The sequence below is a fragment of the Enterococcus sp. DIV0800 genome (genome assembly GCF_050559735.1).
GTDB classification, from domain to species: domain Bacteria; phylum Bacillota; class Bacilli; order Lactobacillales; family Enterococcaceae; genus Enterococcus_A; species Enterococcus_A devriesei.
Window position 1 is genome coordinate 675569 of sequence record NZ_CP187898.1, and the last position, 16115, is coordinate 691683.

Sequence of the window (16115 nt, forward strand, 5' to 3'; positions counted from 1 at the left end):
GGACAAAGTAAAAACCATCGCCGAAGAGCGATGGTTTTTACTTTTATTTACGTTGTTTGCCAGCGTTTCGTCCGCTGTTGTTTTTATTATTATGGTTTTTATTTTGGTTCTTAGGTTGATTGACTTGTTTTGGATTGATCGGTTCCGCTTGTTTGATTGGCTTTGTCACCACTTGTTTTGGTGGATTCTTTTTAAGCTCTTCTTGGATCTGTGCTTTGATCCGTGGACGCATCAAAACGTTTGTAATAAAGGTTTGGATACAACTGAAGATCCCGCCGACTACCCAGTACAACGCAACTCCGGCTGGAGAAGTGAAGGACATGAAGACGATCATAAGAGGCGAAGCGATCATCATGCTGCGCATCGTTTTCTTTTGTTCTTCAGGAATTCCGATGAGTGAAATATACCCCTGCAACAAGTATGCGACCCCGACAACAGCTACTAAAATATAACTTGGTTTTGCCAAATCGATGCCGATGAAGGTCGAGTGTTGAATGCCTTCAGAGAAACGTGCTGTGTAATACAAAGCAGAGAAAATCGGCATTTGGATCAGTAGCGGCAGACAGCCCATGCCACCCATCATGCTGACGTTGTTTTCTTTGTAGACAGCTTGCATTTCACGCTGTGCTTCCATTTGTTCTTCTTGGGTTGACGCCGCTTTTACTTTTGCTTGTGCAGCATCAATTTGTGGTTTGATCGATTGCATTTTTTCTGATTGGATCAAAGATTTCTTCGATTGATTGATCCCTAAAGGCATGATAACCAAACGAACGATGATTGTTAAGACAATAATCGCCAAACCGTAAGACCAATTGAAATTTTGGACCATCCAATTTAGAAAGTTTTCTAAGGGAACAACTAACATCCGATAAACGAGACCGGATGTATCCGGGTTTCCGTTTTTATCTGAGCGGACACAGCCCGAAAGTAGGATAACGGCACCTAAAAGCCCCGAACCTAAAAGCCAATTTTTAAATTTATTCATTTATTTCTTCCTCTGCTAATAAAAATTTATACAGGAATTACTATACTAGATAACCCAAGCCTTTTCAATCTAATTCGGAAAAAGCAGAGAACCTTGTCAATTTTTTAATAGACGACCTTAAACTGTTTAAAATCGGTGATGCTTGGATCTTCGTATTGCTGGATATGATCGACACGGGCAAATGAATTTTCCGGTTTATTTAATTTTTCTAGAAACTCGTCTAATTGTTCTTTCGTACCGACTGCTTCGATCGTTACGCTGCCATCATCTTCATTTTTAACCGTACCCGTTAAGCCGATTTCAATCGCGATTTGATAGGTTGTATAGCGAAAGCCGACGCCTTGAACGCGTCCAGTTACATTTAAGTGCATCTTCATTAGAAAAACCTCCTATTAAGTATTTTCTTACCTTACATGATAACGAGTTTTACTAGTTCTTACAAGAATTCGCGTGCTATAATGACAGACGGAGAAAGACAGCGTAGACAAATTAAATGAGGTGACAGCTTGAAAGAAATCCAATCAAGTAAAAATGAATTAATCAAAGCAACCAAAAAGTTGCAGCAAAAAAAATATCGTCAACAAACGCAGACCTACCTATTGGAAGGTTTTCACTTAATTCAAGAAGCGGTGAAGGCTAAGGTAGTCTTACGAGAAATTTTTATCAGTCAGCGGGGATTAAAGGAATGGTCGGATTGGATTGAAGAGTATTTGACTGATTATTATTTAGTTTCCGATGAGGTGTTAAAGGCCTTAACGACGCAACCAACACCACAGGGAATGATCGCCGTAGCAGAAATGCCGAAGGAACAGTCTGAGGCTTTTGCTGGCGCGTGGCTACTTTTGGATCATGTACAGGACCCGGGAAATGTTGGAACGATGATTCGCACGGCGGATGCGGCTGGTTTTGCTGGTGTGGTTTTAGGTCAAGGGAGTGCGGATCTATACAATGAAAAAACACTGCGCAGTACCCAAGGAAGCTTGTACCATTTATCGGTTAAAACTGGCGATCTATTGGAAATCGTTCCAATGATGCAGCAAGCTGGGAAAAAAGTTTTTGGAACAGCCCTAGATAAAGCAGCAAAAGAATATTTAGCTGTTGAAAGACTGTCAGATTTTGCTTTGATAATGGGCAATGAAGGGCAAGGAATGACACCGGAATTACTAACGCTGACCGATCAAAATCTGTATATTCCTATTAAAGGACAAGCAGAATCTTTGAACGTGGGAATCGCAGCGGGCATCCTGATGTTCCATTTACTTGAATAAGTCTTTACCATTTGGTAACTGTTATTAAGGAACTGTTAAACTTCAACAATCTCCTCTTGGAAGCCTATCCAACTTTTCTGAGACGTGCTATAATATGCGACAGAGACAAAGAAAAGGGGCTTTATATCCATGACCGAAAACTGGCGTGATGACGAGGAATACGTTTCTTATATTGAGGATTTACTAGCTACCGAAGAAGTCCAAAAATTAGCAAATTATACCCAACATATGAATTCAACTCGTTTGGAACACTCAATCAGTGTTTCATTTAATAGTTATAAATTAGCAAAACAATTTAATGGCGACGCAAGAGCAACTGCTCGTGCTGGTTTGCTACATGATTTATTCTACTACGATTGGCGGACAACGAAATTTGATGAAGGATCGCATGCTTACATGCATCCCCGTATCGCGGTTAAAAACGCAGAAAAAATCACGGACTTATCCGACCTTGAACGAGACATCATTATTAAGCATATGTGGGGCGCAACGATTACTCCTCCGAAATATAAAGAAGGCTACATCGTAACGATGGTTGATAAATATTGTGCCATCAAAGAAGCGGCAGTTCCATTAGTTGACCGGTTCAACGCCTACAAAGCACGTTTTAAGAAAGAATGGAACTAGTATAAAATTTCAGGCATCAAACATACCTTGTTTGATGCCTTTCTTTTGTCGTTTTTTGGTTTTAGAAAGGTTAGACATAAAAAATGGAAGTGAGGAGTCACCGATTAAAGCAAAAGTAGGGAAACAATTATTATTCGCACTGATAGGAACCTTTATCGCGGCAATTGGCGTGCGCTTGATCGTGGTCAGTGGGTTAGGTGCTGACGCTATTAGTACCTTAGTACTAGGAATTCTACAGCACGTATCCTTGAAATTTGGAACGATTAGTATGCTGTTTAATGGAATCGTTTTAGTGATTATTTTTTTCTATGATCGCAAGATGATCGGCTTTGGCAGTCTGATCAATAGTTTTGGTTTGGGCTTTTGTCTAAACTTGTTGGATTGGCTAGGACTGCTGCATCAGATTCCAAAGGGAACGGAATATCCTTCGATCATTTTAGGCTCAATTGTTTTTGGGATTGGGACAGGAATTTATTTATTAGCCGATGCGGGTTCGGCTGCCTATGAATCTTTAATGATTCTGATCAAGCGAGGATTGCACTGCACGGTTAAGACGGCGAGGATTCTATTGGACGCGACTTTTTTCTTAACTGGCTTTTTATTAGGCGGTCACATCGGTTTGGGAACGTTGATCGTTCTATTAGTAATGGGCCCCTCGTTAGAAGTGACCTTGAATCAACTGCCTAAACGAAAATTTTTCCGAGTACGAGCAGTAAAATGATTTACTAACAGTTTAGACAAGCAATTTTTTCCTAGTAACTGAAAGGGTTATTTGCTACAATGAATGAGGTTCACTTTATGTAGTAGAAGACGATTTTTTGACTGAAAATGAATTTTTTAATCAGTAGAAGAATCAAAAAAATTCTAAAAAAATAAAAATTAATTAAGAACAAGGAGTGTTTATTCATGATTGCAGCAAGCGATTTACGTGCCGGTATGACGTTTATTCAAGACGGAAAATTGATCAAAGTTTTAGATGCCAGCCACCACAAACCAGGTAAGGGAAATACAGTTATGCGAATGAAACTACGTGATGTTCGCTCAGGTTCAACGTATGACACAACTTTCCGTCCTGATGAAAAATTTGAAAAAGCGATGATGGAAACAAAAGCGGTTCAATATTTATACAGCCAAGATGATGTGGCAATCTTCATGGACCTTGAAACCTATGAACAATATGAATTACCAATTTCAACAATCGAAGCGGAAATGAAATATCTACTTGAAAACATGGAAGTAAAAATTCAATTCTACGGCGACGAAGTGATTGGTTTAACACCGCCAACAACAGTGGTCTTGAAAGTAGTTGAAACACAACCTTCAATCAAGGGCGCAACAGTTACAGGGTCAGGCAAACCAGCAACAATGGAAACCGGCCTAGTTGTGAACGTTCCTGATTTTATTGAAGAAGGCGAAATGCTGGAAATCAATACAACAGAAGGTACGTATCAAAAACGCGCGAATAAATAATTTTAAAAATAGCTCGAACCTTTCTATATGAAAAGTCCGAGCTTTTTTTTGTCTCCTTTACAACGCGCTCTCATGCTCCATCAATTCGGGATAGTATTCATATTCGGCAAAAACTTTCGGATCATAGTCTACGAAGCGGCGGGCCCAAGTCTCGGCCTCAAAAAAATCCAAGAGCGTTTTGTCGGCGGGTTGATAAGGAATATTTAAAAACGCCGTCAGTTTGCTTAAATCGGGAGTGATCAGAAACATATTGCGGGGATCATACAGACGATAAAAGGGCAGCATCTCATTGGCGGTGACTAACTTTTTTTGCAAGAAGAGCGACTCAAAGGTTCTTAGGGTTACACCGTATTGACCAGCTCGTAATATTTCTAAAATACTAGTGCTATTTTTAACGAGTTTCAGATAATCTTCGTAAGGCAAATAACCGGCCTGCTCATTTCCCCGTTTTGGCAAGATGTGATAGTACGTCGAGAGCCCCAACGCTTCAAAGCGTTTCTTCAATTCTAAGGCTTGTTCTTTGCGGCCATTGTCATTGGCACCGAAGAAAATATCGTAATCACAATGTTGTAAAGGACTTCCTACTGAACAAGTGTAAAAGGAGCTATTGTGAAGTAGCCCGAGATCCCGGGCTTCTAATGGATCAAAGTGATAGATTTCATCAATCGCCGGTTCCTTTTGTGCGGCGTTCAATAAGCGGTAATGTTCCAGCTTAAAGTGGTTCCAGAAAAACAGAACGATTTTGGCATTGGTAAAGGGGCGAATGCGTGCGGCCATCGCTGGATCAAAAGCATAGTCTAAAAATATAATTAATTGAAAGTCTTTCAAGTACGTGTGGAGATAATCATTACTGGCTGTAAGGAGCTCTTTCCCTGAACAAACAGCAATATCTGATAAGGCAGGGAAAAAATAAAGGGAACGATCTTTAGGGACGAGTAAAATTTCAGAGTTTTTCATGTTTCTCCCAGCTTTCTTGTTAAAATTTTTCCAATCATAGCGCTTTCCATAACCAATAGCGATTTTTATGCTTGTAAAAATAAATACAAAAAAAGACTTGTACTCAAATTGAGCCAAGTCTTTTAAGGGATTCTTTGTGTGAAAGAAATAACTACAAAATAATAACGTAACTATTTCTCAAAGATTAATGGGCGCGATTGAAGTTTGCTACCCAGCGTTTATAAGGTAATACGCCACCTAAGAAATAGGTAATGATCGCTTGGATTGGAATCCAGATCACGGTCTTGATTAGGCGTGGTGCCCAAATCACCCAGCTATTTAGTGGGACATGATACATCATTGCCAGCCACAGGGGGGTTAAGATCAAGTTGATCACGATCGTAGTAGCGAGAACCGATTGGATCGAGTTTTTCCAAGTAATCTCTTTCTTATAAAAGAAGTAGCCATAGATCGCTCCTTCAAGAAAGGCATTAATGGTAAAGCCGATAAAAAACGGTGCTTTAGCAAAAAGCGACATTCCAATAAAATCAGCAATCACCGAACCAATCCCTGTCCAAAATGGGCCGAATAGCATGCCCATAATAATCTCTGGGATAAAGGTAAAACTGACTTTGAGAAATTGCGTCTCGATTCCTAATAGGCGAGACAAAGTGACCATCATGGCGATCAAAAGCGCCATCGTTGTGATGCTTCTAGCATCGAGGTGTTTCTTCATTCCTAGCATCTCCTTATAGAGCTGCTACATCTTCATGCAGCGAATGCGAAAATAAAACCGCAGACTAAGTCTTTCGTCCAGAAGGCAACATCCCATCCTTCCAGCACTTAACGCTTTATTTCCTACTCTGATTTATTTTTGGAGGATGACCTCCGTGAAAAATAGTAGCACAGAAATGAAAAGGAAACAATCTTTTCATTTTGGGCTAGTTAAAAATGAGCTATTTTTTTAGGAAATCCTCTTTTTAACTTGTGAATAAAATAGTAAGATAAGGAAATGAATTGAGAAAATGATTGAAGAAAGTGGGAGTTACATGTATACGCCAAGCGAGACAGCGGAAATTTGTAGTAAAAAAGGTATTGAAAAAGTGGAAAAAAATCTAGTGGCAAAAATGCTGCTAGGCTTCATTGGAGGAGCGATGATCTCATTAGGCTATGTGTCCTATATGAAAATCGTTGCAACAACGCCAGAAGAACTTAGTTTTTTGGGAACTTTATTAGGAGCCTCGGTTTTCCCGATTGGACTGATTGTTATCTTACTTGCCGGCGGAGAACTAGTTACAGGAAACATGGTGGCTGTCTCGATGGCCTGGTTGAATAAAAAAATTGGCTGGCAGGCAGTAATAAACAATTGGCTGATCATCACATTCGCGAATTTGCTTGGAGCAATCTTTGTGGCCTTTTTCTTTGGTCATGTGGTTGGCTTAACCGGAAATGGCGCTAATCTACATGAGATGTTGGTTGTGGCAGATGCCAAACTTGCGGCAACCCCGTTGCAAGCCTTTGTCTCTGGGATTGGTTGTAATTGGTTCGTTGGCTTAGGGGTTTGGTTAAGTTACGGGTGTAAAGATTCTGCTGGAAAAATGATTGGTATTTGGTTTCCAATCATGATTTTTGTTTTGTTAGGCTTCCAGCATAGCGTCGCTAATATGTTTGTATTATCTGATGCGATGATTGAAGGTCATATTGGACTTTCAGCCTTCTTGGCAAATATCATTCCCGTATATTTTGGCAACATCGTCGGCGGGGTAGCATTTGTATCCTTCCCATATTTTATGTCGTATCAAAAAGGCCATTAGAAACGAACAAAAAGAGAGGACTTCATTTTTTGAAGTCCTCTCTTTTATTGTAAGGAAATCAATTACCAAATGCTGACTCGTTTTTCTGGTGCTAAGTACATTGCATCGGTTGGTTGAATGTCGAAGGTCTGATAAAAGTCCTTTAGATTCTTTACTTGGACATTTGCCCGCAACTTATTTGGTGCATGGACGTCGATTGCTAATAATAATTGAGTATACTCTGGGCGAGCTTTCATCCGCCAAATCGTTGCCCAATTAATAAAGAAGGCGGCAAGATCTACCTGATCTTCTTTTTTTGCGGCCTCTAGCGCGCAGCTCAATCCGCCAGCATCGGCAATATTTTCAGAGACGGTTAGTTTGCCGTTGACCTTGCCGTCAGCGATCTCTAAACCGTCAAACTCGGCGATCATGTCGTCGGCTAATGCTTGAAAATGTTTTTTGTCAGACTCGGTCCACCAATTATTTAGATTACCGAACTCGTCGAATAACGCACCGTTATTATCGAAGGCATGAGAAATCTCGTGAGCGATCACCGCCCCGATCCCACCAAAGTTTTGGCTGCTGGATTGTTCTAAGCTGTAAAAAGGCGCTTGTAAAATTGCCGCTGGAAAAACGATGATATTTCTGAAGGGGTGGTAATAAGCATTTACTGTGTCGGCGCTCATTTCCCATTCCTCGCGATCCACCAATTGGTTCCATTTTGCAAATTGATCTTCGCGACTTAAACGGCTGAAGCGCAACGCATTGTGTAGTAAAGGTTGATCTTTTTCGACATGAAATTGACTGTAGATTGCTGGGATCGTATCAGGATAGCCAACATGGATACCTAAGGTTTTCAGCTTGACGATGGCTTTTTCCCGAGTCTCAGGACTAAGCCAAGTATTTTGACTTAAGCGTTCCTGATAAATACCTACCATACTTTCCACCATCTGGCGAACATCTTTTTTCGCTTGCTCACCGAAATAGTGTTTGCCGTAATAATCGCCTATGACTTGATCGAAGCGGCCGGAAGCAAGGTAATAAGCTGCTTTTTCTTGTGGACGAGCTTCTGGTGCACCAGAAAGCGCACGGCCGTAAGTCCCACCAACTTGGCGAAATTCCTCGCTAAGGTAACCGGTCAAAGCATTTAAAGTCATGACCAGCATCCAGCTTTTAATTAGTGGGAAGGTTTCGGGATTGACTAATTCATCCAGCTTTTGGAAATAGGCCGGTTCAGTCACAATAATTTTTTCCGGCAGCACACCGATTAAATGTTCGATCAGCTCTTTTAGTTGCAACTGGCTACTGTGAGCGACAAAGTCTTCGCCGCTTTCGGGATTGTACATTTTACTGTAATCCGCATTTTCTTCTGCACTTTTTACATGAGGGGCTAGTAATTGATCGAAGTGCAAGGCCTCTTCGGTCATTTTTTCAGCGTAAGCAGCATCATAGCCAGCCAAGGCGAATAATTGCAGCGTCATTTCTTTAAAGATTGTCAGGAGTTGCTGAGCCTGGGGATGATCCGCTTCATAATAGGTTTTATCAGGTAAGATCAAACTAGGGGCAGCGGCAAACAATGCGTTGACTTTGGCATTTTTCATATCAGCGTCGACATCCAAGCCAAATGGTAAAGGCAGTCCGTCTAACACCCATGAGCTTAATTGTTGATTCAAATCTGAAAAATCTTGTAGCGCTTCAACGCGTTTTAACAAAGGCAGCATCGGCGTTGCACCTTCAGCATCCCGTGTTTTGTAATCGTTGGCTAAGTTGAAATAGTCAATGTATTCTTGCATCAGCTTCGACGGGATCTTTGCTGAACCAGTTTGCATATTTTTCGTATCGGTCATTAATAATTCATCGACCCCATCCACTAAATCTTGAAAGCCCCCTGTCGTTGGCTTATCAGCAGGAATCTCCGCTGTTTTGATCCATTCTCCATTGACGGCTTCGTACAAATCTTCCTTGATTTTTGTTTGCTCCATAAACAATCGACTCCTTTATTTTTAATATGCATGAATAAGTAAGAGCTTTACAGATTCTGTACTTTTTTCTGATAAACTGTAAAGCAGATAAGATATCACCTATATTATGATATAGTTTTGGAAAATACTCAAAATAAAATGATTTGGCGGTGATGAAATGACCTATCCAATCAATCAATGGATCGAGTTAAACAGTTTTGAAAACTATCGCACGTGGAAAACACCCAGCGGCTTTCTTTGCGGAACCTATGCCAGTAGCGTCCTATTGGCCTATTGGCAAGATAACCTCGATGCCGCTTGCCTGTCCGCTGAAATCAGAGAACCGCAGCAGTTTGCGCCCGATGTTTTAATAAACAGTTTGCGCCCGCTATTGCAGCCACTTGATCTGCCGACGGTCCCACTTCAAATCGCTGTAGGCCTGAATCATTATTTTCGCCGCTATCAAGTACCTTACCGTGTGCGGATAACGACTTTAGGTGCCTGGCAGCGAGTAACGAAACGGATTTTAGCTGGCGAGCCGGTTATGATTGGCCTGTTAAAAATATTCGGTAGTACCTACAACAATCATTGGGTAGTTGCTCATGGTTTTTTAGAAACGGCTGAGGGACAACGTTTTTTCAAGATTCATGACAATTGGGGCAACGTTGATAAAATCATTCCCGCCGCTTGGGCGAACGGAACGATTTCTTTGACTGCACAAAGAGACGGCTCTAGAGAAAATAGTTCCAATGCATAACCGCTTCAACAAAAAGTAAAATCTACAGCAAACCAACAAAAATATGTTAAACTGAGGTTACCAAAATACTTGGAGGGACACCATGTCAGAAGAAAGTAATGATAAATTTAAGATTTTCAGCTTAAACGGAAATCGACCTTTAGCTGAAAAAATTGCCGCTGTTTGTGGAGTGCCATTAGGAAAAAGCACGGTGAAGCAGTTTAGTGACGGAGAAATCGCCATTAACTTAGAAGAGACAGTTCGTGGATTTGATGTTTATTTAGTTCAATCGACTAATGAACCAGTGAATGATTATTATTTAGAATTATTAATCATGATCGATGCGTTAAAACGGGCGAGTGCGAAGACGATTAATGTCGTGTTACCTTATTATGGCTATGCACGTCAAGATCGTACGGCCAAACCTCATGAACCGATCACCGCAAAATTGGTTGCCAACTTACTTTCAAACGCAGGTGCAACGCGAGTATTGACTCTTGATTTACACACGGTGCAAGTGCAAGGATTCTTTGATATTCCAGTCGATAATTTATTTACGATGCCGTTGTTTGCTCATTATTATCGTCGTCGCGGAATGGTTGGCGATGATTATGTCGTTGTTTCGCCAAAAAATAGTGGTGTCCAACGGGCCCGCAGTCTGGCAGAGTATTTAGATACAACGATCGCGATTGTCGATACAGCGGAAGAAAACGATCCTGATTCTGGTTATGTAATCGGTGATGTCGAAGGACGTTCGTGTATCATGGTAGACGACATTTTAAATACCGGAGAAGTTTTCTCCAATGCGGCTAAAACATTGATGAAGGCCGGCGCAAAAGAGGTCGTTGCTTGTGCCTCTCATGGGCTATTATCACCGCCAGCCAAAGAAAATTTGGATGCCGCGGATATCAAAGATATTTGTATTACTGATTCGGTCTCAACCGACCCTGCGAGACATCCAGAAAAATTATCTATCATCAGCTGTTCAGATTTGTTAGGTGAAGCAGTCAAACGCATTCATCAAGATCAATCTGTCAGTCCATTGTTTACGATGGAAAAGAAAGATTTTGAGTAAAAGGGCAGTAGTGCCCTTTTTTTTGTAGAGTCTTTTGAACTGTGCTAGAATAATCCTAAAAATCGGAGAAAGGTTCGAATAATAGTGGAAAATATTTATTTAGATCATGCGGCAACCAGTCCGATGCATCCAGCGGTCATCAAGACGATGACTGAAGTCATGTCAGAAACCTTTGGCAACCCATCGAGTATCCATCATTACGGACGTCAAGCTGCTGGGAAATTGGAATTGGCTCGGGAAGTTGTTGCTAAGAGCTTAGGCGTTAAATATCATGAAATTATTTTTAATAGCGGCGGCACTGAAGGCGATAATACCGCTATTTTGTCAACAGCTTTAGGGCGTAAGAACGAAGGGCGGCATTTAATTACGACGCAAATTGAGCACCCGGCAGTTTTGAATACGATGAAATTCCTAGAAACGCAAGGCTTTGAGGTAACTTATTTGCCAGTCGATCGCCAAGGGAATCTTTCAATGGCTGATTTTGAAGCTAGCTTACGGCCAGATACAAGTTTAGTTTCAATTATGTATGGCAATAATGAGATCGGAAATTTAATGCCTATCAAAGAAATCGGTGAACGTTTGAAGGATCATCCAGCCTATTTTCATACGGATGCTGTCCAAGCTTATGGCAATCAAGTGATTCGGCCTCATGAGCTAGGAATTGATTTTTTAAGTATTTCCGCTCATAAAATCAACGGACCAAAAGGTGTGGGTTTTCTTTTTAAAAGCGATCAAGCAAGATTAGCGCCACTGTTAAGAGGCGGTGAACAAGAAGAAAAGCGCCGGGCAGGAACGGAAAATCTTGCGGGTGTTTGTGGAATGGCAAGAGCCGTGGAAATTTTGACGGAAGAGGAGCGAGAAAAACGTCGTGTTCTGTACGAACAATTTACGCAGACGGTTCTAACAGCGTTGGATCAAGCCGGCATTGTTTATCAAGTCAATGGCGATTTGGAAAATAAATTGCCGCATGTTTTAAATCTCCGTTTTAATGGCGTTTCGAATGATTTACTGTTAATGAAGCTAGATTTACGAGGCATCGCTGTTTCAACCGGTTCGGCATGTACAGCGGGAACGATCGATCCTTCCCATGTGCTAGAAGCCTTGTATGGCAAAAATGCGCCAGAAATCAAAGAGTCATTGCGGGTAAGCTTCGGTTATGGAAACACGCTGCAGCAAGTCGAGGAATTTGCGGAACAATTAGTCGCTAGTTTGCAAGAACTAACAAAGTAGATTGAAAAGCGGGCTACTTATCTCTATAATTAGATATGAGGAAAGACGGACGTCCCGTAAAAAAGGAGCGCCCAAAATAAAATCAGAAACTATGATGAGGTGAGCAAATGGCATTTTCAAAAACTGCGACAGTCAAAGGAGCCAAGTTCCAATACGCGCTAGCGCCAACAGCAAAAAAATATACGTTACGGGACAATGGATTTACTGAAACGAGTTCAGGGAATTTCCAATTGATTCGTCCGTTACAAGCGACACCCCAAAGCAAAGAAGGCTTCAAATTAAAAATTACGGTAGCCAAAGACATCAGCACGTTAAAAATGTCTGTAACGACGGGGAATGGCTTAAAAGCGGTGGATATTTTCAAAGATAACAAACAAGAAATGGTCCAAGAAAAGTTTTACTTCTTGCTGGATGGCATGATTGATCGTGGATTATTTGTAAAAGAAGAAATTTAGCGAGCCAAAATAGAACTGAGACATTTTAATGTCTTGGTTTTTTTGTTACTAGAAATAACGATAAAATAAGGTGTTGGCTGGTAGATGACTTTCTATCTTCTTATAAACATCGGATTAATTCGCTAATTTCAGTTTTTTTTTCAATAATTCTGAGGTTGAAGAGATTCAACTGATTAAGATTATGGTACACTAACAGTATAAATTGTTGGAATGAAGGTGAGAAGTTGCTTCACAAGATGCATACAATCGAGCACCATAAAATTATTTCAGATTTCCGTCTCTTGTCGGGGTTGACTGTCACGATTGAGGACTGCGCCAATTTGACAAAAGAATTCCAAGTTTATGGTGTGGAAGATTATTATATTAGCGATTACAAAGGCAATAGTTATTTGACTCGTTATGTCGATTACTTTATCGACGCGATTCCTTGCCTAAAATATAAGAAAAATTATTTTATCCCATTGATTTTTCGCGATATGCCGGACACGCAAAAAATGTTTCGTGACCCGTATCGTTGGGAAGCATTTTTTATTTTGTTAGATTGGTACTTAACTTATAATCCTAAGAAAGTACTAGTGCCTTGTAGTCAAAAAAAAGCGGACGTGGAAATCGTGGATACTGCCTTTTTAATTTTTCGTCTATGGGAGATTTATGAGGGATCGGCCTTTCCTATCGCTAATTTAAATAATTTATCAGAATTCGAAAAATGGAACAAAGTTTTCCATTTAATCGATACCGGAAATTCCTTTACTCGCAACAAGGAGTTCGATACTACTAAGGTCGAGGACCTAACCCAACTGGAAACAGTCATTACGATCATTAAATTAAAATACCAAGCACTATTGCAAAAACAAGGCTACCGAGTCTAGGGGCCTTGTTTTTTTCATTAGCTGTAAAAGGGCATTTTTTTTAGAATGGTGGTAAAATAAAGGAAAGAATTCGAAAACGTTTGTAGGTGATAAAAATGAAATACTTTATTTCAGATACCCATTTCTTTCATGAAAACCTATTAGGTGACAATGATTTCGCCCCCCGCCTGTTTGATTCGGTGGAGGAGATGAATCAGCAAATGGTTGATGCTTGGAATGCAGTCGTCAATGAAAAGGATACCGTCTATCATTTAGGTGATGTGGCGATGCATCCTCAGTATGAACGGGGCTTTGCCGAGATCTATACGGTATTAGTGCAATTAAGCGGAAAAATTGTGTTCATTAAAGGAAACCACGATTCCCGGACTTTTTTTAGGTATCTTGAGAAGCATGATCCGGGAATGGAAAATGGTGAACCAAAGTTTGAATTTCAAGATGTGGGAGCGATCGTCAAATTTAATCATCATCAGTATTATTTGACGCATTATCCAATGCTCTTAGGAAAAACCTTGAACATTCGTAATCTTCACGGACACATTCATAACTATAGTATGCCCATCGCTGAAGATATCAATGTCGGAGTGGACGCACCGGAACGGGACTTTTTGAAAAATAAACTACCTTTTGGCACACCGATTTCAGAAAATTTAATTGATGAAATCGCCGCAGTCAAAGAAGTCGAAGTAAAAAAATTACAATAGTAAAACTACCCGATTTGATATCAAAAGGAATGAACGAAAAAACATCAGGACTAGCTCTTTGAAAGAACTAGTCCTGATGTTTTTTTTATTTTTCAGCTTGGATTTCTTGGTAAAGTTTTTCCGTTTCCGCAGGCTGTTTATTTGTATAGAAGTAATCACGTTTTTTGGTCACGAGTTTTAAAATCGGTTTTGAGCTGTGGTCGATAAATAAAATGGATGATTTGCCATCCATCCGAAAATAGCCGGTGGCGTAGTTATTGGTGGCTAAGCCACTTGTCCGAACACTGCGTGTGGGCAAGTGATCGACTAAGGCAACGTCTTCGATCTGATTCAAGGGAATCTTTTGCTCCTTGATAAAGGGACCGTCTAACAGCAAGGTTTCGTTTTTTAGTTCATAGGTCAACGGGTTTGGATGATAGTCCAAGACGTATAAGGGAACGACGGCAACTAGCATCGCCACAACCAGAATGATTGGAAGGAGCCCCATAAAAATTTTGCCGCCAACTCTGCCGAGGTTGACAGAAATATTCATCCCGATTCGATCGGGAATCATCAATCGTCGATCATCCGGATTGTAATAGATCCCATAGCGCCAGTAATAATCATCACCAGAATAACGCACAGTGGTTGATTGAGTCAGTAATTGGTCTTGCTTTTGACGAAGCCGGAACAGCCACCAAATCGTTGATCCGCAAAAGAAAAAAATCAAAGCAAATTCAACGACCATCAAGAAAGTAAAATAGTTGGGACTGATCGTTGTTGTTAATAAGGGGACATAGATCAGCACGCTAAGAATAACACTTAAAAAGACGGAGAGACTTGACCAATAAAATTTTGTCAAATCATTGTATTGCTGATTGATTTTCCGATCATCGGTCAAGGAGCGAACCGGTAGCCGCCGAATCACCCACCAAGTCACTAGTAGTGTCAGCCAAACACCTAAATTCGTCACAAGAAGAATCCAGATCAATGAGCCTAGTTCTTGGCGATATAACAGAAAGCTGAATAAGAGATTCAAGCCTAACGTTAAAATAAACCACCAAGGTGATACTAGCTTACGATTCTTATTCAAGACGAGTTTCGTGTCGATTTGAATGGGCTGGGTAGGTAGCTGCCATTTGTTATCGATGATTAATTGATGTCCTTTACGAATATAACGGAGCATAATAAAATAATTCGCTCCGATCGTTAAATACAAAAGCAAGAAGAAAAGTAGTATGAAGCTGGAGTCTTTCATAGGAAGCAATAAGATTAGATCAAGAAGTGATAAAATAAGCGCTAGTTGGAATTGACGCTTACGGTAGCTTTTTGAAAAATGAAGAACTTGTGGATCATTGATTTTATCTGCTGGAAAAGTATTTTCAATAATTACATAGTTATGAGGTTTTGCGGCTAGCGCGCTAACAAAAGCCATAATCACGTTACACAGAATCAATATGCCTAAAATTATAAGAACCATCATTGTTTTTCGTCCCTTCTAAAGGAGTTCAAAATTGTTTCAATTTTGTCTTGTAATTTTTGGTCGTCGGGTTCAGCCAAGTAAAGCTCTGCTAAGACGAGGGTCAAATTTTCCTCGCTGTTTTTCTTTGGGTGTACAGGTAAAGGTGCGACGACGGTCCCTTTGCGACGGTCGGTTAATAAATAGCCTTCTTCTCGTAGTTGCTGGTAGCCTTTCGAGACAGTCATGGTGTTGACACCCAGTTCATCGGCGAATTGACGGACTGTTGGTAATTGTTCGTTCGGCGCTAATTCACCACGAGCAATGCCAAGAATGATTTGTTTGCGCAACTGTAAATAAATCGGTTCCTCCGAATGAGGATCAATTTCTAAAATCATCTCGTTAACCTCCTTTGTATTATTTATATTAATACAAACAATACAAAAAAACAATCAGGAAGCGCTTTAGAAGAAAAATCTATCGAAAATTTAAGATTTATGTTGTATAATTCGTTTTACTGAAAAGTTGCGACCTTCAAATCGTAGAGTTTTCGGAATCTAGATTGAAATGA

At 40.4% G+C, this 16115-nt stretch carries 18 protein-coding genes and 1 riboswitch; of the genes, 11 read left to right on the top strand and 7 right to left on the bottom strand.

Annotated elements, in window-relative coordinates; translation table 11 throughout:
• Positions 1-43: 43 nt before the first annotated feature.
• Together yidC and IGI54_RS03205 are read right to left on the bottom strand one after the other, a co-directional pair.
• On the bottom strand, positions 44-985 hold the full coding sequence (gene yidC, locus IGI54_RS03200) for a membrane protein insertase YidC (RefSeq protein ID WP_430621140.1): 942 nt from the start codon (positions 983-985) through the stop codon (positions 44-46).
• 104 nt (positions 986-1089) lie between these two features.
• Positions 1090-1362, bottom strand: a complete 273-nt coding sequence (locus IGI54_RS03205; protein ID WP_430621141.1) for an acylphosphatase — start codon at positions 1360-1362, stop codon at positions 1090-1092.
• A 129-nt stretch (positions 1363-1491) separates the two neighbouring features.
• Here IGI54_RS03205 and IGI54_RS03210 point away from each other — a divergent pair, with 129 nt between their 5' ends.
• From IGI54_RS03210 to efp, 4 genes are all read left to right on the top strand, one after another.
• Positions 1492-2253, top strand: a complete 762-nt coding sequence (locus IGI54_RS03210) for a TrmH family RNA methyltransferase (protein WP_430621142.1) — start codon at positions 1492-1494, stop codon at positions 2251-2253.
• 129 nt (positions 2254-2382) lie between these two features.
• Positions 2383-2880 (top strand): HD domain-containing protein, encoded by a 498-nt coding sequence (locus IGI54_RS03215; protein ID WP_071862209.1) that lies wholly within the window; start codon positions 2383-2385, stop codon positions 2878-2880.
• A gap of 55 nt (positions 2881-2935) precedes the next feature.
• Positions 2936-3601, top strand: a complete 666-nt coding sequence (locus tag IGI54_RS03220; RefSeq protein WP_430621143.1) for a YczE/YyaS/YitT family protein — start codon at positions 2936-2938, stop codon at positions 3599-3601.
• A 185-nt stretch (positions 3602-3786) separates the two neighbouring features.
• Positions 3787-4350 (top strand): elongation factor P, encoded by a 564-nt coding sequence (efp, locus tag IGI54_RS03225; RefSeq protein ID WP_071862208.1) that lies wholly within the window; start codon positions 3787-3789, stop codon positions 4348-4350.
• A 57-nt stretch (positions 4351-4407) separates the two neighbouring features.
• Here the strand turns inward: efp and IGI54_RS03230 are convergent, their stop codons facing one another.
• Together IGI54_RS03230 and IGI54_RS03235 are read right to left on the bottom strand one after the other, a co-directional pair.
• A complete protein-coding gene (locus tag IGI54_RS03230) occupies positions 4408-5307 on the bottom strand; it encodes an oligosaccharide biosynthesis protein Alg14 (protein WP_430621144.1) in 900 nt (299 codons plus the stop codon).
• A 184-nt stretch (positions 5308-5491) separates the two neighbouring features.
• Entirely contained in the window at positions 5492-6022 is a 531-nt protein-coding gene (locus tag IGI54_RS03235; RefSeq protein ID WP_216429597.1) for a folate family ECF transporter S component, read from the bottom strand.
• Positions 6023-6057: 35 nt separating this feature from the next.
• A riboswitch (THF riboswitch) is annotated at positions 6058-6154 on the bottom strand.
• 181 nt (positions 6155-6335) lie between these two features.
• On the opposite strand from IGI54_RS03235, the gene IGI54_RS03240 reads away from it, so the two are divergent.
• A complete protein-coding gene (locus tag IGI54_RS03240) occupies positions 6336-7100 on the top strand; it encodes a formate/nitrite transporter family protein (protein ID WP_430621470.1) in 765 nt (254 codons plus the stop codon).
• Between the two features lie 62 nt (positions 7101-7162).
• Here IGI54_RS03240 and IGI54_RS03245 read toward each other — a convergent pair whose 3' ends face one another.
• Positions 7163-9061 carry a M13 family metallopeptidase gene (locus tag IGI54_RS03245; RefSeq protein ID WP_430621145.1) on the bottom strand — a complete coding sequence of 633 codons (1899 nt, stop codon included), beginning with the start codon at positions 9059-9061 and terminating at the stop codon, positions 7163-7165.
• 157 nt (positions 9062-9218) lie between these two features.
• On the opposite strand from IGI54_RS03245, the gene IGI54_RS03250 reads away from it, so the two are divergent.
• The 6 genes from IGI54_RS03250 (at position 9219) to IGI54_RS03275 (ending at position 14106) form a co-directional block, all read left to right on the top strand.
• The gene (locus IGI54_RS03250) at positions 9219-9797 is read left to right on the top strand and encodes a hypothetical protein (protein WP_430621146.1); all 579 of its coding nucleotides are present in this window, start codon (positions 9219-9221) and stop codon (positions 9795-9797) included.
• Between the two features lie 82 nt (positions 9798-9879).
• Positions 9880-10851, top strand: coding sequence for a ribose-phosphate diphosphokinase (locus IGI54_RS03255; RefSeq protein ID WP_071862202.1), 972 nt, complete (start codon positions 9880-9882; stop codon positions 10849-10851).
• A gap of 84 nt (positions 10852-10935) precedes the next feature.
• Entirely contained in the window at positions 10936-12081 is a 1146-nt protein-coding gene (locus tag IGI54_RS03260; protein WP_430621147.1) for a cysteine desulfurase family protein, read from the top strand.
• Positions 12082-12188: 107 nt separating this feature from the next.
• The gene (locus IGI54_RS03265) at positions 12189-12536 is read left to right on the top strand and encodes a DUF1831 domain-containing protein (RefSeq protein WP_071862200.1); all 348 of its coding nucleotides are present in this window, start codon (positions 12189-12191) and stop codon (positions 12534-12536) included.
• Between the two features lie 224 nt (positions 12537-12760).
• Positions 12761-13405 (top strand): hypothetical protein, encoded by a 645-nt coding sequence (locus tag IGI54_RS03270; protein WP_216429601.1) that lies wholly within the window; start codon positions 12761-12763, stop codon positions 13403-13405.
• Between the two features lie 95 nt (positions 13406-13500).
• Positions 13501-14106, top strand: coding sequence for a metallophosphoesterase (locus tag IGI54_RS03275; RefSeq protein WP_071862198.1), 606 nt, complete (start codon positions 13501-13503; stop codon positions 14104-14106).
• An 85-nt stretch (positions 14107-14191) separates the two neighbouring features.
• Here the strand turns inward: IGI54_RS03275 and IGI54_RS03280 are convergent, their stop codons facing one another.
• Together IGI54_RS03280 and IGI54_RS03285 are read right to left on the bottom strand one after the other, a co-directional pair.
• A complete protein-coding gene (locus IGI54_RS03280; RefSeq protein ID WP_430621148.1) occupies positions 14192-15568 on the bottom strand; it encodes a PH domain-containing protein in 1377 nt (458 codons plus the stop codon).
• Entirely contained in the window at positions 15565-15942 is a 378-nt protein-coding gene (locus tag IGI54_RS03285; protein WP_216429603.1) for a GntR family transcriptional regulator, read from the bottom strand. The genes IGI54_RS03280 and IGI54_RS03285 overlap by 4 nt, the downstream gene beginning before the upstream one ends.
• Positions 15943-16115: the final 173 nt, after the last annotated feature.